General features: G+C 47.0%; 17 protein-coding genes. 8 read left to right on the top strand and 9 right to left on the bottom strand.

Annotation, left to right across the window (positions count from 1 at the left end; genetic code table 11):
* Nucleotides 1-192 precede the first annotated feature (192 nt).
* Nucleotides 193-1,230 (top strand): ROK family protein, encoded by a 1,038-nt coding sequence (locus AB4111_RS18010; protein WP_442032622.1) that lies wholly within the window; start codon nucleotides 193-195, stop codon nucleotides 1,228-1,230.
* A 265-nt stretch (nucleotides 1,231-1,495) separates the two neighbouring features.
* On the top strand, nucleotides 1,496-2,695 hold the full coding sequence (locus AB4111_RS18005) for an MFS transporter (protein ID WP_442032790.1): 1,200 nt from the start codon (nucleotides 1,496-1,498) through the stop codon (nucleotides 2,693-2,695).
* 119 nt (nucleotides 2,696-2,814) lie between these two features.
* On the opposite strand, the gene AB4111_RS18000 is transcribed toward AB4111_RS18005, so the two are convergent.
* Complete coding sequence (locus AB4111_RS18000; protein ID WP_278298672.1) at nucleotides 2,815-2,937, bottom strand: hypothetical protein; 123 nt, start codon at nucleotides 2,935-2,937, stop codon at nucleotides 2,815-2,817.
* 434 nt (nucleotides 2,938-3,371) lie between these two features.
* Here AB4111_RS18000 and AB4111_RS17995 point away from each other — a divergent pair, with 434 nt between their 5' ends.
* Together AB4111_RS17995 and AB4111_RS17990 are read left to right on the top strand one after the other, a co-directional pair.
* Nucleotides 3,372-3,860 (top strand): hypothetical protein, encoded by a 489-nt coding sequence (locus AB4111_RS17995; RefSeq protein ID WP_442032621.1) that lies wholly within the window; start codon nucleotides 3,372-3,374, stop codon nucleotides 3,858-3,860.
* A gap of 12 nt (nucleotides 3,861-3,872) precedes the next feature.
* Nucleotides 3,873-4,154, top strand: coding sequence for a hypothetical protein (locus AB4111_RS17990; RefSeq protein ID WP_442032620.1), 282 nt, complete (start codon nucleotides 3,873-3,875; stop codon nucleotides 4,152-4,154).
* Between the two features lie 129 nt (nucleotides 4,155-4,283).
* Here AB4111_RS17990 and AB4111_RS17985 read toward each other — a convergent pair whose 3' ends face one another.
* Complete coding sequence (locus tag AB4111_RS17985; protein WP_442032619.1) at nucleotides 4,284-4,889, bottom strand: DedA family protein; 606 nt, start codon at nucleotides 4,887-4,889, stop codon at nucleotides 4,284-4,286.
* 268 nt (nucleotides 4,890-5,157) lie between these two features.
* Here AB4111_RS17985 and AB4111_RS17980 point away from each other — a divergent pair, with 268 nt between their 5' ends.
* Entirely contained in the window at nucleotides 5,158-8,325 is a 3,168-nt protein-coding gene (locus AB4111_RS17980; protein ID WP_442032618.1) for a GNAT family N-acetyltransferase, read from the top strand.
* Nucleotides 8,312-9,190 (top strand): amidohydrolase family protein, encoded by an 879-nt coding sequence (locus AB4111_RS17975; protein ID WP_442032617.1) that lies wholly within the window; start codon nucleotides 8,312-8,314, stop codon nucleotides 9,188-9,190. Before AB4111_RS17980 ends, AB4111_RS17975 begins: the two co-directional genes overlap by 14 nt.
* Nucleotides 9,191-9,368: 178 nt before the next feature.
* On the opposite strand, the gene AB4111_RS17970 is transcribed toward AB4111_RS17975, so the two are convergent.
* Entirely contained in the window at nucleotides 9,369-10,142 is a 774-nt protein-coding gene (locus AB4111_RS17970) for a phosphotransferase family protein (protein ID WP_442032616.1), read from the bottom strand.
* 279 nt (nucleotides 10,143-10,421) lie between these two features.
* Here AB4111_RS17970 and AB4111_RS17965 point away from each other — a divergent pair, with 279 nt between their 5' ends.
* Entirely contained in the window at nucleotides 10,422-11,585 is a 1,164-nt protein-coding gene (locus tag AB4111_RS17965; protein ID WP_442032615.1) for an iron-containing alcohol dehydrogenase, read from the top strand.
* A gap of 133 nt (nucleotides 11,586-11,718) precedes the next feature.
* On the opposite strand, the gene AB4111_RS17960 is transcribed toward AB4111_RS17965, so the two are convergent.
* The gene (locus AB4111_RS17960; protein ID WP_442032614.1) at nucleotides 11,719-12,141 is read right to left on the bottom strand and encodes a hypothetical protein; all 423 of its coding nucleotides are present in this window, start codon (nucleotides 12,139-12,141) and stop codon (nucleotides 11,719-11,721) included.
* A gap of 400 nt (nucleotides 12,142-12,541) precedes the next feature.
* Here AB4111_RS17960 and AB4111_RS17955 point away from each other — a divergent pair, with 400 nt between their 5' ends.
* The gene (locus AB4111_RS17955) at nucleotides 12,542-14,599 is read left to right on the top strand and encodes a methyl-accepting chemotaxis protein (RefSeq protein ID WP_442032613.1); all 2,058 of its coding nucleotides are present in this window, start codon (nucleotides 12,542-12,544) and stop codon (nucleotides 14,597-14,599) included.
* 181 nt (nucleotides 14,600-14,780) lie between these two features.
* Here the strand turns inward: AB4111_RS17955 and AB4111_RS17950 are convergent, their stop codons facing one another.
* From AB4111_RS17950 to AB4111_RS17930, 5 genes are all read right to left on the bottom strand, one after another.
* Nucleotides 14,781-15,167, bottom strand: coding sequence for a RidA family protein (locus AB4111_RS17950; protein ID WP_442032612.1), 387 nt, complete (start codon nucleotides 15,165-15,167; stop codon nucleotides 14,781-14,783).
* A gap of 19 nt (nucleotides 15,168-15,186) precedes the next feature.
* Nucleotides 15,187-16,563 carry an amidase gene (locus tag AB4111_RS17945; RefSeq protein ID WP_442032611.1) on the bottom strand — a complete coding sequence of 459 codons (1,377 nt, stop codon included), beginning with the start codon at nucleotides 16,561-16,563 and terminating at the stop codon, nucleotides 15,187-15,189.
* A 193-nt stretch (nucleotides 16,564-16,756) separates the two neighbouring features.
* A complete protein-coding gene (locus AB4111_RS17940) occupies nucleotides 16,757-17,785 on the bottom strand; it encodes an ABC transporter substrate-binding protein (protein ID WP_442032610.1) in 1,029 nt (342 codons plus the stop codon).
* Between the two features lie 53 nt (nucleotides 17,786-17,838).
* Nucleotides 17,839-18,711: an ABC transporter permease gene (locus tag AB4111_RS17935; RefSeq protein WP_442032609.1), complete on the bottom strand. Its 873-nt coding sequence runs from the start codon at nucleotides 18,709-18,711 to the stop codon at nucleotides 17,839-17,841.
* Nucleotides 18,711-18,956 (bottom strand): hypothetical protein, encoded by a 246-nt coding sequence (locus tag AB4111_RS17930; protein ID WP_442032608.1) that lies wholly within the window; start codon nucleotides 18,954-18,956, stop codon nucleotides 18,711-18,713. Before AB4111_RS17930 ends, AB4111_RS17935 begins: the two co-directional genes overlap by 1 nt.
* Between the last annotated feature and the right edge of the window lie 23 nt (nucleotides 18,957-18,979).

Here is an 18,979-nt window from a genome sequence, read left to right as displayed (position 1 = left end):
TTAACTAAAGGACAGTGCAGGATCACACAAGATGATCTTGAACTGTCTTTTTGTCTTTCCATCCAAACGATTCCCGCTTCCAATTAAGCATTGACTTTCCCCACAAATCCCCCTACACTTCAATTATTAAAATACTTTTAAAAACATTCATTGAATGGTTCGAAATGAACGAAAGGAGGCATATAACTAACGATGTTACCTACATCACACAACACCCACCAGGTTAAGCGCATTAACGTTGAATTGGTAAAGAACACACTTAGATCCATGGGCGTAGGCACCAAGGCTTCCATCGCGAACCTGACCAAACTCAGCGTTGCGACATGCGGCACGATCCTTAACGAATTACTCCAAACGGGTGAAATTATCGATCTGGGCCCAGATGAATCGAGTGGGGGAAGACCTGCGAGTCGGTATCAGTTTAATGCGGAGTACGCCAGTGTGCTGTGTCTGATTATTCGGACAGAGGGCGGCATTCACTCGATCACACATACATATGCCAATCTGAACGGAGAGATGGCTGACGAACAAACACTCTTTTTGGATGAGATTAATGTCGCGGTGGTAGAGGATCTGATTGCGAACCTGATCGAACAACACCACAATGTGCAGGCGATTGGTATTGGCATACCTGGGGTGGCGCACAACGGTGTGATTGGAATTTGCGATGTACCGGAGCTGATGTATCAACCGCTTGGGCCAAGGCTCAAGGAGCAATATGAAGACGTGGAAGTGGTCATTGGCAACGATATGAACCTGACGGTCTACGGACTTTATAACCAGCAGCAATTTGAGGAAGAGAAGAACTTTGCGGTGGTTACGTTTCCGGAGAACCATTTTCCGGGTGCGGGCTTTATCATCGACGGTCGTCCATTGACCGGGAATACGCAATTTGGGGGAGAAGTATCCTTTTTACCTTTTGGCGTGTCACGGGAAGAACAGCTGCGCATGTTGAAAACGACAGAAGGGTTGCAGGAACTCGTCACAAAGACGCTGATCTCCATCATTGCGATTATTAACCCGGCAGCGATTGTCGTTACGGGCGATACAATGGACCCGGCTATGCGGGATGACCTGTTACAAGGCTGTCGGGATCACCTGATCCCACAGGAACATATGCCGGAGTTAATCATCCAAAGAGACACTCGGCGGGAGTATGTGACTGGACTAGTCGCTGTTACACTGGAGAGCCTGACCTACCGCATTCAGGTGGTTGAAAAGCAGTGGTAAAGCTTAACCATGTTACCTATTTCAAATGTACAAATTATTGACACGGTAACGGAGAGGGCAGAACCAATCTGAAGAACGCCTTTATCACTGTATTTCCACCTTTAGGAACGATTCAAAAAAATACAGGGATAACAGCGGTCGGAAGATGGTAATGCAATCGTAGTTATAACGTGTAACCATTTTTCCGAACACAATGGAGGAACTTATTTTGAATCAGCAAGCAGGTACACAAGGGAACAAACGAAAGTTCAATAAGCTGTACGCCATGCAACTGGCAACGATCTTTCTGGGATTTATCGTATTTGGGATATCGGAAAATATTAAGGGGCCGGCCATTCCGCGCATTCAATTCGATTTTAATCTGGATGAGAAACAGCTCGGGACATTATTGTCTCTTAACGCACTGGGGTACCTGATCGCCTGCTCGTTCACGGCTATTCTTGTTCGCAAATGGGGCATCAAGGCCGTCAGCATCATATCTTTTGCATCGATGATCTTATCGGGTGTGTTCATTTACATGTCTCATAACTATCCGCTCTTTGCTTCATCGTACTTCTTCATGTACATCGGAAACGGCATGCTGGAGATTGCTTTGGCGATTCTGGGTGCGCGGATCTTTGTAAAAAACACAGGTACGATGATGAACCTGTCCCATTTCTTCTATGGGTTAAGTTCAACGGTGGCACCTTTGCTCGCGACAGGGGTGATGTCCTTGAGTGTGTTCGGACACGTACTGGACTGGCGCGGCATGTATCTGGTCATGTTGTCGCTCTGTCTTCTGCCAATCATTGCGGCGCTGCGCAGCAAATTCCCGGGAGACGATCTTCCACATGAAGATCGGACCTCGCTCAAGACGTTAACACGTGATCCAGCCATCTGGCTGATGGTGCTCATTCTTTCTTTTGGCGTGGTATCGGAGCTGGCGGTTGGGGGTTGGCTCGTTAACTTCCTGGAGAAAGCCTACACGTGGGACACGGTGAAAGCTTCGGGGTTACTGTCAGCATTCTTCCTCACGTTCTCGCTTGGACGTTTGCTGCTGGGTCCTCTAACGGACCGGATCGGATTTGTACTGTCGCTGATAATCTTCTCTGCGTTCTCGGCCATTTGTACGTTTATTGCGCTTGCCGGAGGAGAGAGTCTTGCATTCTTCTTTGCGGTATCCGGTACAGGTATAGCGATGATCTATCCAACAGTAATGGCGTTTATCGCACGCAGATATCCGAACGGCAGTGACACTGCGATTACATTCACGGTTACGCTCATGGGTGTGGGCAGTGTGATCGGTAACTATGTGATTGGCTGGGTCATTGAAGGTGTGAAGAATATATACGGTTCAACGACTCAGTTGGGGTTGCTGCGCGGACTTCAGGCGGGATATGGATTCATTGGTTTATGTGCGGTAATCTGTGCGGCATCTGGCGTAGTGTTGTATGTGTATTTGAAAAGAAGGCAGGAATTGATTTAGTTATTTGAATTACTAGCAATAAATTAATCTAAGGACTTTAAACTTGATTTTTTTACTTGTTCACATTTTTTGACGAAAACAAAAGAAGAGAGGGAAACATTCCCCCTCTTCTTCGTTGACTACTGGAACAGTCTCTGGATAAGGATCAGTATTAGACCCGCACTTACGCTCGTAAGCACTCCCATCACATATTGCTCCAGCCTGTCTTGCTTTTGTTGTCTTCTCTTTCTGCGTTTTCTCATACGCTACCTCCGTAAAGAGGCACGTATCCAAACTGGGCAGAACACGATTTTCTTTCCACGTAGTTTTACAGGTTCCTAATGTTACTTATAAATTACGAATTTTTAATTTCTTACATTTGATCAGCCTAGAGCTAATCATACTTTTCATTCATGACGAGTGCATTACCAATTTCTTGGTTTTTTATTGTCCGTTTCGGAATACATATTAGTGTCCTAGTGGACTTTCTCCTCTGTGCTGCAATAGTTAAGAATACTTGCCTTGAGTTAGAATCAGTGGCCACTAATTCTTCTATAGTTTATACTAAATTCCCCAGTTAAACAATGACTCTCGATCGTTTCTTTATGCTCAGATACAAACTAACAAATGGAATACAATGTTCTACTGAAATTAGATATAATAAATTCAATTAACAATGGAGCAAGGGGGAGAATGAATGCCACAATGGCAGCTAAAACATAGCAGTGGCGAATTATATCCAGCTAAATTTGAGGTTTTGAAAGTAAACGAAACAAGAGCACTTAAGGATCAAGGATGGGAGCAAGAGTTTGATTGGTCACTATACATAGGTTCACAACATCCAGCTACTCCGTATAAACTTCTCGTAGTTGGTAATAACAATATCCAAGGAGCAATTGCTTATCAGATTAAAGATGATCATATCTTTGTTGATCTTTTGGAGAACGCCCCCTTTAATCGCTACAACCATCCCAATCGTGAATTTGTAAACTCCACTGATGTACTTCTTGGGGAAGCTTGTTTGCAGAGCTTTTTACATAAGAAAGATGGTTTTGTTTCCTTCATTCCCAAATCAAGATTATATCCTTACTATGCTCAAAGGTTTAATGCTAAACGTGGTGGGCTGGGTTTAATGTATCTGGATACTGTTGCTGCGTTACGATTAATTGAGTTATACTATGTATAAGGAGATGATCTAATGGAAAGACAAGTCAAAAAAACTTTCAGAAGTCTCTCTCCACAAAAGAAGCGACTTTATGCTTCACGTACTGCCTTAGGCATTCGAAGAACAAGAAAGATTTCAGATAGTGTAATGATTGTACCACCACCGATGGGGTCAGAACGCTCTATAGAGCTTGAAATGAAAAGGATACGTGAGGCTTACAGGGGTGACCTCGGTACGGTAGGTTACGAAAAACATATAAATAAAGTAAATCAAGACTTTAAGTCGATAATGGCTAAAAAAGGAATCCGCATATAGTGGATTCCTTTTTTTCTAAACCAAAGCCCTGTTGATCCTTTACGATCGCAGGGCTTTACATGTATTCTTATTGGTCAGTGAGTAACAAGCACCTCGGACTTCTCATCTCATTTCCTTACCTCACCAAGCCTATGACTCGCTTTGAGCCGCTCTTCTTTTCCAACGTTTCAAAAGCACATACAATCCAAATGCGCCCAAGAAAACCACCGCTGCTGGAACGATATAAGGTTTAACAATTTCGTCCACGTGCTCCCATTGAGCGCCTAATTTGAAGCCTAAGTAAATGTACAATGATGTGATCGGAAGCATGGCCAAGAATGTAAAGATACTGAATTTAAACACATTCATTTTCGCCATACCACATGGGATCGAGATCACGGTCCGAATGCCAGGTACAAAACGGCCATAGAAAGCGACCCCGCTGCCATATTTCTCGAAGAATGTATCGGAAGCGTCCAGATGGTGGGGGCGAATCAAGAAATACTTGCCGTATTTTTCGACCATCGGTCTGCCGCCGTAACGTCCCAGGGCATATAATGTCAGAGGTCCAAACGTTCCGCCTATGGTACCCGCTAGTATAGCCAGCCACAGCTTCATATCTCCAAGATACACCCAATAGCCCGCCATGGGCAGTACGAGTTCAGCAGGTACGAATTCAAACGACAAGGCAAGAACGAGACCTGCGTACGACAAATCTTTGAAAAAAAGTATAAATTGCGTGATCCACTCCGTCATGCTTTCCCTCCACGAATCTATCTATTTTTTATAGTTAAGAAACACTCCTCTACAAAGAGTAACAATAGCGAATAGAGCTTGTCAAAACTCACATGCATATCCGATTTAGCCCGTCACAGCGGGATATGTTAGACCATACATAAGATAACTGATCGCCCCTAACAATCTGACACCAATATAACACTCTGAAAATGTTTCCAATTATAGTATGATAAGACTATCACTAGCTTCTTCACCATCCTATACATACAGAGAAGGAGATCCGAACATGACCGTAACTTCGATTATCGATCAAATTCACATTATTGAATACGATCCCTCTTACGCTGCCGCACTCGCGGATATGTGGAACCGTAGTAATGAGAGCTGGGGAGGTGGCACCAACCTTAGAACAGAGGAAACAGTTCGCCGCGAGATGGAGAGTTCGTCCAATCTTCATGCATTTCTAGCCGTTCATGGGAAAGAGGTAGTTGGCTTCTGCAGTTTTGCTCATTACCGTTATGACGAGAGAGCGTTATATGTACCGCTGCTTAACGTACGCCCCGATTATCACGGTTACAAAGTCGGACGCAACCTGATCCTGAATGCTGTGCGCAAGACCGTAGAGGCCGGATGGCCCCGTCTGGATCTGTTCACATGGGCAGGCAATACGAAGGCTGTACCGATGTACAAGAAGTGCGGATTCTTCTGGGAGAAAAAAGATGAGAATGTGCATCTGATGAATTTCATTCCCACCATCTTGCAGACCGAAGCACTCGCTCCATATTTCGAGGAGCTGGATTGGTATGCAGACAGCACGCGTGAACTCGTCGTCGAGCCGGATGGCCGACGGGAGCGTGGGTTTGATTTCTTTGACTATACGTGGAAAAAGGGAGAGGTCTCCCTGAGGGCTGAGTTTGAAAAGTCGGGTCGCGGGCTGACTGCCCTCGAAACACCGGATTACGAAATCGCTACAGAGGTCGATGATCATGATTTGGTTTTCGGTTCCAGCTATAAGGTTCGCTATCGCATTAAGAACACTTCTGCGTCTGAACTGGCGATCGAAATCAAGGGTCAGGATAACAAAAACATTCGATTTGCGCTAGACGTTGCACGAGCAGTTGCTCCGGGAGAAACCATTACCGTGGAAGGTGAGTTTCACCTTGATCCGATTACAGAGGAACAGAATAACAATAAGACCCATCCCGTTGTTGCCAGCACATGGTTGATCGGTGGTAAGAAAGCGGAGTTCAGATTGGGTGTCGCCCCGAAATTCCCAGCCAAGATCAAGACCGTTTTGCCCGTGAAGGAGCTCTATCCAGGTATCCCGGCGGAGTTAATTCTGAATGTGGAAAATAATGTGGATGCAGAAACGGAGTTCAGCCTGAACCTGCCTGAGGATGAATTCCTTGAATGGGCGGAGCGTTCGATACGCTTTACGGTGCCTGCCAAAGGCAAAGTGTCTGTGCCAGTACGCTTCACCTTGCGTTCATATGGTCTATATTTCCAAGAAGTAGAAGTGACGGCTGTCCCCGTGGGGAGCCATGCGATCTCTTTTACAAGCAAAATTTCTGTCCTGATGAAGGGGATCGAGGGCAAATATGGCGGGCAGATTGAGGATCAATGGGTGGCTGTCAACGGCGCATTCTCCATTCATATGAGCAAGCAAGATAATAACATGTGGGTTGAATACCCGGGCTCCCGTCATTCATTCTGGTGGACTTATCCGAAGCTGGGTAAGCCGTTTGCCGAAGAGTTATCCAAGAAACAAGCCAAAGAAGTGAATATTTATCCCGAAGGGGAACGTCAGGTTCTTGAAGCGCTGTATGACTCTGAGGATTTCCCTGGCCTACAGATTAAGTCCGTGGTCAAGCTGTCTGCGAATGGAATCGCCGAATTCCACCACGAGGTGGAAAATACACGAGACACTGCTTGGGAAGAGGACCTGTATCTAATGAATAACTTCGGGTTCTATGGTAACAGGTTAATCCTTCCTTATCAGGGGCGCTTCGTGGACATGGGCGATGATTATGCGGGTGATCCGAACCATTGGAATAGCTCACAGATTACGGAGAACTGGCTGTTCTGCAAAGAAGAGTATGGCGCGTGCGGCATCTATTGGGACCCATCCCTGAAGCTTCTTCGTCCGGAATACACGCTGGGGTTGCAGCATGAACTGGGACGTTTGGAGGCAGGGGCTGTAGCACGAACCAAGGAAACGGTGTTTGCTCTGAACACGTTCGCCAAATGGCATGATTTCCGTGCGTTTGCACGGAAACAGCGTAACCCGGTCATTCCATTGCTGGACAGTCATCTGGATCTGACACTGAGTGAGGGGAATCCATTTGCCCTGGATGTGCTGCAAGCAACGTTGACTGAACATAAACTGGTTCCGCTTGCGGGCAAGCTGGAGCTGTATGTACAGCTGGGTAGCGAACCGGAGGTTATGGTAAAAGCGAAGGAATTCAATCCGGAGCAGAATCTAAACTCCGCCAAGCTGACATTTTCACCAGACGAAGTGGACCGCCACCAGCATGTGAGTGGTTGGAAAGTTCGTGGGCTATACCGGGGCGAAGATCGGATTCAGGAGCGAACGGCTCTTTGGTTCCCGCAGAGCGGAACAGAGGTGAAGCAGAAGATTGAAGAAGGTTCTTCGGGACCCGTATACACTGTAGACAATGGCGTATTGTCGATCGCCGTTGCTCCAGAATTCGGCAGTGTAGTACACTCACTGAAAGTTGCAGGCGAAGAATGGCTGGACAGCTCGTACCCTGAACCGGCTCCACGCTCATGGTGGAATCCGTGGTACGGCGGGTTGGGAATGGGAGTTCCGGGCATGAATGGTTTCAGCCGCCAGTTGGAACAGAGAGTCGCTTCCTGGACAGAGCAGAAGGATCAATACGGCAACGTCTGGAAGGGGATTAAGCTGACTACACGAATTGAGAAGCATGAAGCAAATCGGGGAATCACGATCCACCAGCATTATCTGATGCTGCCGGGTGTTCCTGTGCTCTGCACGCTGCTTGCGGTGACAAACGAAAGTGGCCTGACGCTGACGGATTACTCGCTTGCGGAGGAACGTTTCCTCCAGCCATCCTCTGTATATACGGAAGGATGGATAGAGCAACCGGGTAAAGATCGATTCCCACTAGGCAAGGTGGATGTGGGCCTGCCACTTGAAGACCTTTTGCGAGTCGGATCGGTTTCGCGTGAGAACATGCTGCATGCGGTCCATCGTTACCCGAATCAGAGTGCATGGGCTTTTGCCAACAATCAGGTGACGGGTCTGCACGTGAATCATCATCTGACACTTTATCACGGGGAGACGGTCTGGACGGAGCCGACCTATCTGGTTCTGGGACCCATCCCGCTGAGTTCAGCGGATGTGCATGACCTTCTCAAACTGAATTTTGTAACTTCTACCGATAAAAAGGAGGCTTCACATGCCGATCATTGATATTCATATTCATCTGTCGGACATCGACAGCTTTCACCGAACAGCGATCGATCTGTCCAAAGTGGATTACTCAGCCGCAGGTCTTAAGGCGGAATTCGATAAAAACGACGTCATTCTGGGCATTGGAATGGGGGTTACGGAGCAGACGAAGGGAGCGTTCCCGGATTCCAGTTCCCCCAACCCGATGGGGCTTGATTTGGAAGTGAAGGTTCCGTCATTCCTCATGGAATGCGTGGGCATTAATCCCAATGCGCTGGATGGAAAAAATGCTCAGGACGAACTCGACCGGATTGAAGCTAGACTGCAATCCCCTGAGGTAGCCGGAATCAAACTCTATGCCGGATACTATCATCACTATGTGTATGACAAAATCTATACCCCTGTCTATGAACTTGCAGCCAAGTACAACCTGCCTGTCGTGATTCATACAGGAGACACGTACTCCATGAACGGGCTGCTCAAGTATTCGCATCCACTGACCGTGGATGAATTGGCCTTTCAGCAGCGCGGTGTGAACTTCATGATCTGTCATCTGGGTGATCCCTGGGTGATGGATGCAGCTGAAGTGGTGGCGAAGAATCCGAACGTGTATGCGGATCTGTCTGGTCTGGTGGTGGGGGATCGGCCTCATTTTGAACGCTTCATGAACGAGCCTTTGTTCATGGATCATTTCCGCCGGGCTCTGGTCTATTCGGATCATTACGAGAAAATGCTGTTTGGCACGGACTGGCCGCTTGCCCCTATCGACCTGTATGCCGAATTTGTCCGTCGACTTGTACCGGAGCAGCATCATGATAAGGTGTTCTACGAGAATGCCTTTGGGCTGTTTCCGCGAATTGCACAGCGGATTACCGAGTTGGGTTAAAAGGGAAGTAATGAAATTTTAATATTTGAGGTAATATCATCCGTGTATGTCATTCAAGAAAGTATGCGATGTTCACGCTGAATTCCTGCCGTATAAGCTCCTGCCACTTTGCTGGCAGGAGCTTTTTGGTTTCAGGATGACAGTGAATTCATCTTACGTCTAATCTTAAATGAAGGGCTCAGGAGAACAAAGGTTCAGTCACCATTTTCATATATTTTTTTAAGTCGTCTTTGGCTTGGGGGGAGTGTTGCCAAACTCCAAGGTTCCAACTCATATAACGAATTCCGAGATATCGGGATGCCGAGGAGAAGTACTTTTCAAATTGATTTTGTGGAATATCGTATCCTTGAGAACTAAGAGCCTCACGATAGATCTCAACTTGTCTCATATGTGCACAGCGCAGAGGGATATCGAAGAACAGGGAGCCATACCTTGCTTCCTCCCAATCGATAAAATAAACGTCCTCATTGTTGTGTACCAATACATTGCCGGGATTCAGATCATTATGAATCAGCGTATGCGTATGTTCGTCCTCGATAAGAGTTTCAAGATCATTTGCGATGCTACTTGCTACAGCTTCAATCTCCCCAATGAGCGTTGAGCCAAATTCCTCAATGAAGTATGGACTTTCTATGGCGTTTTTCCAAGAAGGTCTCCAACGAGTTTCTATCATATCAACGATATGAGATCGATCCACATTAGATATCCAGGGCAATTCTTTTTTTGCCCCCATATTCGTTTCGTGTATGTAAGCCAATGCTCGTAATTCTTTATTCTGAAGCAGATTTATATCCAAATGACTATAATCGGTTTGGTAGTCCACATCCTGGATACTGATCAGGCTGCGATCCTTGTTATTGGGTTCATTTGTTAGACTATAAGGTACATTTGCTCCTTGTAAAGATAATCTGGACAAGGCAGAGCGTTCAATAAACGTGGCCTTCTTGGTCACGAGAGAAATATCCCTGTTCACTCCATTTACAAGGAATTCAATATAATGTCGAAGCAATTCAACGGCTTGAGATCCCGTCCCGGAGGGTTACTTTTAATACTTTGAATGTGAACATCCGAGGATACATATTGATGAATGGTTTGTTTTATTAATTGTTGTAATGTGAGAGACTCCATGCTCATCTGTTATCTCCTTTTTGCCTGTATTTGTTTTTACGAATAAAGAGAACTATAATGGTGGATGCACAAAATTTCAGACTTTTTTGGAGGAACATACGTAATGAGATCTTTTCAGTTTTATAATCCGACCCGGCTGATTTTTGGCAAAGGGCAACTTCAAGCACTACAAACCGAAGTTCCAAAATACGGAAAGCGTATTTTGCTTGTATATGGTGGTGGAAGCATCAAGCGCAGCGGCCTGTACGATCAGGTGATCAGCCAGTTGAATGAGATTGGAGCAGAGGTGACGGAACTGGCTGGGGTAGAACCGAACCCTCGTCTGTCTACGGTTCATAAAGGTGTAGAGTTATGCAGAACACATAATATTGATCTCGTTCTTGCGGTTGGCGGCGGCAGTGTACTTGACTGTGGTAAAGCCATCGCAGTAGGGGCCAAATACGATGGTGACATGTGGGATGTTGTTGTGCGCGAAGCAACTCCGCAAGGCGGACTTCCACTAGGTACAATTCTGACGATGGCAGCAACAGGTTCCGAGATGAATAACGGTTCAGTGATTACGAATCAGGATACGCAGGAGAAATGGGCATGGTTCAGCGAGTATTCATTCCCAGCGTTCTCGATTCTTGATCCGGTAAACACATTTACCGTACCACTGGATCAGACTGTATACGGCATGGTGGACATGATGTCGCATGTGTTTGAACATTATTTCCATCTGGATACGAATACACCGGTTCAGCTTGGGTTCTGTGAGACGATTCTTCGTACCGTTATTGATACGGCCCCTCGCCTGATCAAAGATCCGGAAAACTATGAACTGCGCGAAACCATTCTCTACTGCGGAACAATGGCGCTTAATGATGTTCTGAATATGGGGCTTGCTGGAGACTGGGCATCTCACAATATTGAACATGCCGTGTCGGCCGTGTATGACATTCCTCATGGGGGTGGCCTTGCCATTCTGTTCCCACACTGGATGAAGCATAATCTGGATGTGGATGTAGATCGATTCAAACGTATGGCCGTTAATGTATTTGATATCAATCCTAATGGAAAATCAGACAAACAAGTGGCTGAAGAAGGCATCGAAGCACTGCGTAATTTCTGGACTTCGATCGGTGCCCCTAGCCGTCTGGCTGACTATGACATCGACGACAGTCAGATTGACGCGATGGCTGATAAAGCGATGCGATTCGGCCCGTTCGGATTCTTCCAAAAATTGCAGCGTGAAGATGTCGTGCAAATCTATCAAGCCGCACTGTAATTGGAAATTCACTTATATAGTGAATGTAGTAAACAAGGACCTTCCTGTACTTCTGAGGAAAGTCCTTGTTTTTATTTTAACATCATTTATTGTACCTTCAACGGTATATTCCAGATCATGTCTTGCGAGCACTTTAAGATTGTTCAACGGCTGCCTCATTGCCACCAGTATACATCCGTTTCAGATACAACTTGCTTGGACGGTGCACGAGCACGATGAGCAGGGCGAAGAGATGAATCAGGATAAACAGGTTACTTTCATTGGGAATAGCGACAAGTAGCGCCAAACTTAGAAATGTGACGGTGAGCTTGAACTTTCTCTTGGTAATGAATATAACGGCGAGCAGGCTTGGTCCAATCATAAACAACATTCTGCCTACGATTACGCCAGAGGCGTAAGCCAGATCATCTCCTTTGCGTGAGAAAGCAAGATAGGCCTCCATGTTCTGGTTAAAATCGATGAGGAACACAATAAAGGACACCATCACGTAGATCAATTTTACACTCAATAAAATGCGCACGACATTTAAAAGTGTGGGTAAAGCTGTTTTTACCATACCACTTCTCCTCTTCTACTTCGAACCTATAACCTCAGATTCTCCTGGTTGTCATCTCGCGAAGGAGCTTCCTGCTTAAGATACACCTTAGAGCCTGGCTCATGAACGTAATGGTTAGCTTATAGCTTCGTCTTGTGATCCATACGATGGTCAGAATCGGAGGACGACATGTATTACAGACATTAACCGATGTTGATGTCATATTTTGTATTAACCCAAAGTCTACATTTTCCAATCGTCAACACCGGCCTTGGACCTACAGTTATCCGCTTCATAAGAATAAGGAAAATATTTTTGAAAGCGTTTTCTGTACTGGACGTTTATTTAATAACAACCGATATAAAGTTATCCCATATTATATGGGGCCCAACAAGAATGAGGATGGATGGTGAATGTATTCATGTTATTTGCAAAAGCGAGGCAACGCTTGACCAACATGTCTTTTCGGTTCAAATTGCCAATGATGATCAGTATTCTGGTCTGCATCGTACTGGCCGTGACGGCTGTGCTGTGTTACAAAGTGGCAGAAGAGATCACACTGGACAAAAGCAAGGATGAGATCCAGTCAACTTCTGACCGGATTGGAGCAGGTTTATTTACTTCACTAAGTCTGGAGGAGCAGTCCGCGTTTCTAATCACAACACATCGGACCTTCCAAGATTTGCTGGAGATTCGAGATACAGCAGGACAGAGTGATGACGCGTTTTTTTCGGAAAATAGCGAACTGGTGAACAAGGCCAATGGCATATTGGCAGACAGCCTGACAGGAATGGAGGGCAGTAGCGTTATAATTCTCCTGGATCGGGAAGGCGTTGTAGTTGCAGCAAACAATCCCGAAGTGGTCGGCGGGGAACGTGCCACACGCACGTATTTTCAGCAGGCACTTCAAGGGCACAACTATGTCAGCGAAGGTGTGATCTCTGAATCTCTGGGAACGCTGGGGACCGTCTTTGCGATGCCGATCTACGGTGATAACAAGGAAGTGAAAGGCGTGCTTGCGACGACTGCCTCGACCTCATTTTTCGTCAACCAGTTACAGAACGTCAAGATTAATGAAGAAGGAAAAGTTATTATTCTGGATCGTTTAGGCCTGGTTATTTTTAATTCAGCAGATGAGAAAATGATTGGTCAGAAGATGGATTCCTCTGAGTATCAGTCGCTGATTGATCTGCCTGCCAATGAGCAGTTGCAACAAGGGGAGGCGAGCACGGAGGAAAAAGTGGTGTTCTACTCCAAAATTCCGAAATCCGATTGGACTGTCATTGTGGAGGATACGTATGAAGATGTGAAGAAGCCGCTGACAGGTATGGCGAATCAAATGTACATTGTTCTGTTCAGTGCTATTGCGGTGTCGATCATTGCAGGCATCCTGATCTCGCAACTGGTAACCAGACCGATTAGCCGAATCACACTGTTGTTTAAACAGTTGGCTGGAGGAGATCTTACTGTACAGGCACAAGGGAAGTATAGTGGGGAATTTAAAGTATTGGCAGATAGCTTCAACACGATGGCCGAGGGGAACAAACAACTGATCTCCAGCATGAACCATTCCATCGGCATCCTGAAAACAAGTACATCCGAGCTGGAAAAGTCCACTCAGCAAACCTCGACCACTATTGCTGAAACAACGACAACAGCATTTGAGATTTCACGAGCTATGGAGTCCCAGGCGAACGATACCGAATCCATTGTTGATAAATTCATGAATGTCGGCAACAAGATTGAGAACGTGAATGAGATGTCGCAGTCCGTTATGCTCAAGGCAGATGAAATTACGGATGCATTCAAAAATAATCATGAAGTTATTGATGCGCTCATTGCGGTAAACGGGCAGAACGAAATCGAAGTTGGCAACATCTCCAAAATTACAGTGCAACTCGCTGAAAGCTCCTCGGGCATTCACCAGATTACAGGTACGATTGCCGAAATTGCGAATCAGACGAAATTACTTGCGTTGAATGCTTCCATTGAGGCTGCAAGAGCGGGTGAGCAAGGGCGCGGCTTCGCCGTGGTTGCTTCCGAGATTCGCAAGCTGGCAGAACAGACGACAGCGCAATCGGAGGATATCAACCGAATTGTCATGCAGACCATTAATCACGTGGAGCAGAATAACCGAAGTGTTCAGGCTATTGAGGAGATTGCGGAACAGCATAAGAGCAGTGTTAGCCAGACCAAGGAGACATTCAATTTTGTCACAGAGAATATGAATGAGATGATGAGCCAGGTTCAGGCCATTGCCACTGAGATCCAATCCATTGAACGTGATAAGGATGACGTCATTGGAGCTGCACAGAATCTGTCCGCTTCCGGTGAAGAAGTATCCGCTTCTGTGGAAGAAGTCACAGCGACGATGCAGGAGCAGTCCGGTATGACAGAACACTTGGCGGATATGGTGCAGAGAATTGATGGACTGACCAAAGAACTTGCCGAAGAATCATCCCGCTTCAAAATAAAGTAGCATAACAGCCTGCGTAGTGAGGGGCAGTATAGCTAGTCTGTGTGAGACGCAGCGTAGAGTTTCTTCAGTTTGCACAGTTAAATGAATACGAAAGAAACCCGTTTCTCAAAAGAGAACCGGGCTTTTCCAAAATGTGAGCACCTGTAGCCATTTATGGCTTCAGGTGCTCTTTTGTGATGTGCTACTCTCCTCGAATGGAAGGCGCATACGCCAGCACTTCCATCTCAATTAAATAAGGGCCTAACCCGCTGAATACGGTAATGCGGGCGGGATAGGGCTGCTTAATCATTCGCGCATACACTTCGTTGTATTCGGGCTGATCCTCCACTCGTGCCAGATGAGTCGTTACCTTCACGATATGATCCAGTGTAAGTCCGGCTTCTTGCAGGATAACCTCGATATTGCGAATGCACTGCTCAGTCTGCTCCTTAATGCCGCCGATAGGCTCAAGGGTCTGTGGATCAACGCCTACCTGACCTGCGACGTAGACCATATCTCCTGCACGGACAGCGTGGGAGAAAGGAAGTGGGAACTTGGGTGCTGTACTGGCATGTATGATGGTAGACATAGAAGTTATCATTCCTTTCCTAGTGAGGGTGTATATTGGGTGTTAACTGATGCCAGTTCGTAGCCTGCTGATAATGATGGGCGATGCAGAACAAGCGGTCTTCTCTCAGGAGTGGACCAGCAAGCTGCATGCCGATAGGCAATGGCTTTCCTGAGGAAGGATCAAACCCAATGGGAACGGTAATGGAAGGTAGCCCTGTATTGGTAAAAGGTCCGTTGAAAATGGGACTACCGGTCTTGTAGCCATAGGGGGCCACATATGGCGTGGATGGAGTCAATAACACATCCACTTCATCGAAAAGCATCATCATCTCGCTGCGGAATATCGTTCGAATGCGCTGTGCCTGCAAATAATCAACAGCACTCGTTTGAAAGCCGAGTTCAAGCTGCTCCCGCATCGTGTGACCGTAGCGATCAGAGACTTCCGCAAAGCGTTCCTGATGGAAGGCGGCTGCTTCTGCCCGCATAACTGTACGATGAGCAGCAATGGTCTCTTCCATATAAGTAGGCAGATCAACTTTCTTCCATTGCATGCCCAGCTTCTCAAGTACAGTGAGTGCCGACTCTACCGCTAACAAGATCGCCGGTTCATCGGTCTGGAAGAAGTTGCTTGGTAGCCCGATCACCATTCCTGAAACAGGATGCTCAAGAGCGCTTATTAAGTCCGGTTTGTCGTGAGGCAGTGTGAAGGAGTCCAGCTCATCCTGCCCGGCCATCGCTTCCATAACGATTGCGTTATCTTGTGCGGATCGAGTGAAGGCGCCAATATGATCCAGACTCCAACTGGCTGTGATGACACCGTTACGGCTAACCCTGCCGTAAGTTGGCTTCATACAGGTTAATCCATTGTAAGCTGCGGGTCTGAGCAGAGATCCAAAGGTCTGAGTTCCGAGAGTGAAGGAGGCCATACCAGCAGCTACAGCAGCGGCGGAGCCTGAACTGGAACCACCTGGGGTGTGCTCCAGATTCCACGGGTTGCGGGTTGGTGGTTCTCCTCCCTGGAAGGCATATTCCGTCGTTGTTGTCTTGCCGAGCAGGATAGCGCCCGCAGCGTGTAGCTTATCTATCACAGTAGCATTCGTCTCTGGTACGAAGTCAGGATAGGTATTTGATCCAGCCGAGGTGCGTATGCCAGCGGTATGGATAATGTCTTTGGCTCCATAGGGAATGCCATGCAGAGGGCCGAGATAGTTGCCATTCATTAGCTTACGCTCAGACTCTTTTGCGGCCTGCAAGGCTTGTTCCGTGGTGACCGTAACGAAGGCTTGCACAGCAGGCTCTACGTGCTCAATGCGATTCAAATAGGATTTCGTAAGCTCAACAGGAGATATCGTCTTGTTTTTAATCAATGTTGCGGCTTCCGTAATCGTCAGCTCGTTCAGTGGTTTCGTAATCATCGCCGAGGCACCCTCCTATGCGGAGCATTGGGGCCGACTTCTTCTGGCAATTTGAAACCTCGAATCAACTTCAAGTCGGCTGTATATAGGGCAAGCTCCTCGCTGGTAATAACTCCGTTCGTGTATTTCGCATTTTCCGTACGGCGGTGTGTGAGATAGTCGTCTTGGTTCAGAGTAATCACCCTTTCTCTCTCTATTTGGTGAAGCTTGAATCGATAATATCTTCGTAAGCGAGTTCTTCCTTCAGATTGCCGATGAAGCGCTGCATATCGATTGCGGTGTTAAAAGCTGATTCGTTGATGAGCCCCTCAGCAGGGTATACCTTGCTGTCAATCATACGTTGTACGGCTTGTTCCACGACTTCTTTGTCCAGATTGGGGAACTCCTTCACAGCGACTGCTTTGGCACCATCAGGATTTGATTGAATATAGTCCAGGGCTTGCTCGATGGAGGTGACGAAGCGCTGGGTGAGGTCAGGATTCTCCTCAATGAAGCTTGCGGTTGTATTCATCGTTGCAAAGGCGAAGTCAGGATAATCCTTCGTGAAATCATGGACGATATGCAGCCCCTCTGCGACGCCTTGATCCAGTTGGGGTTCGTAAACGATAGCAATATCGGCTTTGCCGGCTAATACAGCACCAAGCTCGGAGCCATTCTGAACCTCGGTGATCGTCACGTCTTTGTCGATATCAATGTTGTTGTCAGCGAACAGCTTCCGCAGTAAGCTGTTGGAGCTTGTAGGTGCCAAACCTACAACAATGGTTTTACCTTTGAAATCCTCTGTTGAGTCCACCGTTACTCCTTCTCGTGCAACCGCCCAAACAGGAGCACTGCCGGACAGAAGGACCAGTGAGCGAGCATCGCCGCCCTTTGCATTCGCGAATGCGACATGCTCAGGACCGTGGAAGGAGAATGCAGACTCGCCTGAGATGACCGAAGACAATGCTGTTGGTCCACTTCCGGCAGCACGGATGGAGGTTAGCTCAATGCGATTCTCCTTTAGAAATCCTTGGTTATTCGCTACATAGAGCGGAAGGTAGAGCAGATTGTGATACACCTCGGACACCATGATTTTATCCACCTTCGTAGCATCTTGCCCCTCACTACTGGATGTACCTCCGCCACTCGCAGGTGTTGTAGCATTGCTTCCGCATGCACTGAGTAGTGTGGTCAATATCACCGTCATCGTTGCTAGGATAGCTATCTTTTTGAATGTACGCATTAGTCATCAGGCCCCTTTAATGGTCGTAGTTAAGTTAGTCGTTGTGGGTCAGCTTAGACAGATGTAGATTTGCTGCTGGTCTTGTTGTCATTCCATGGGAGGAGACGAGATTCGATATAACCGACACAGGTGTAAAGGAACATGGCAACCAGCATCAGCATGAACACGCCAACCCATACGGCTGGAAGGTTGAACAGGTTGCCTTCGACGAATACCATATGTCCGAGTCCTTTGTCAGAAGAGATAAACTCTCCGCCTACAACAGACACCAGTGCCAATCCGATATTGATCCGGAAGGCTGAGATAATCCATGGCAGAGAGGAGGGAACAATAATTTTGCGGAAAATCTGTGATTTCTTCGCACCGAAGGATTTCATCAGATTAATCTGGGATTCGTCGATCTGATGAGTCGCTTGGTAGGCGGATAATAGCGCTACGATAAACGTTGCGACAGAGGCGAGAGCAATCTTGGAGAAGATGCCTGAACCGAACCAGATAATAATCATGGGGGCAAGGGCAATTTTCGGGATACCATTCATGGCTACAATGAAGGGATCGAGTACACGGGCAACAGATTTGGAATACCACATGAGCAATCCTGCCAACGAGCCGATTAAGCTTCCGGCTACGAAGCCGATAACGGTGGCATTCACCGTTGCAAAAGCGTCTTTGAGCAGTTGCCCTGAGCTGGCCATCGTGATGGCGGCATCCAGAATGGCGCTCGGTGATCCCATGAGGAATCCGTTAACGAGCTTCAATCGAACGGCGGATTCCCAGATCACCAGGATGACTGCAACAATAATGAATCGCCACAGCATCGTGATCGCCCATTCTTTGGAGAATGTGGACTGTCTACGTTTACTCTTGTTCTTCGCAACTCCGGCAGACTTCCCGGCAAGGGCGATTTTAGGTGATGTGCTCTTCATTAACTGATCCTCCCCATTTGGATATCAAGCTCTGCCCAGATCGATTCAAAATACTGTTTAAACTTCTGGTCGGAGCGGGCTTTCAGTGCTGAACCGTATTTCGAGGCGAGACCAATGTCATACACCTGCTTCACGGTCGTTGGTCGTTTGCTCATGACAGCAATGCGGTCGGAGATGGCGATGGCTTCCTCAATGTCATGCGTGATAAGCACGCCTGTCTTGCCCTCGGATTTCAGGATGGACAAGATTTCATCTTCCAGAATGAGTC

Source organism: Paenibacillus sp. 2KB_22, from assembly GCF_052115745.1.
GTDB lineage: Bacteria > Bacillota > Bacilli > Paenibacillales > Paenibacillaceae > Paenibacillus.
Note: the sequence above shows the minus strand (reverse complement) of the source record. Positions and strands in the feature narration are given on the sequence as shown.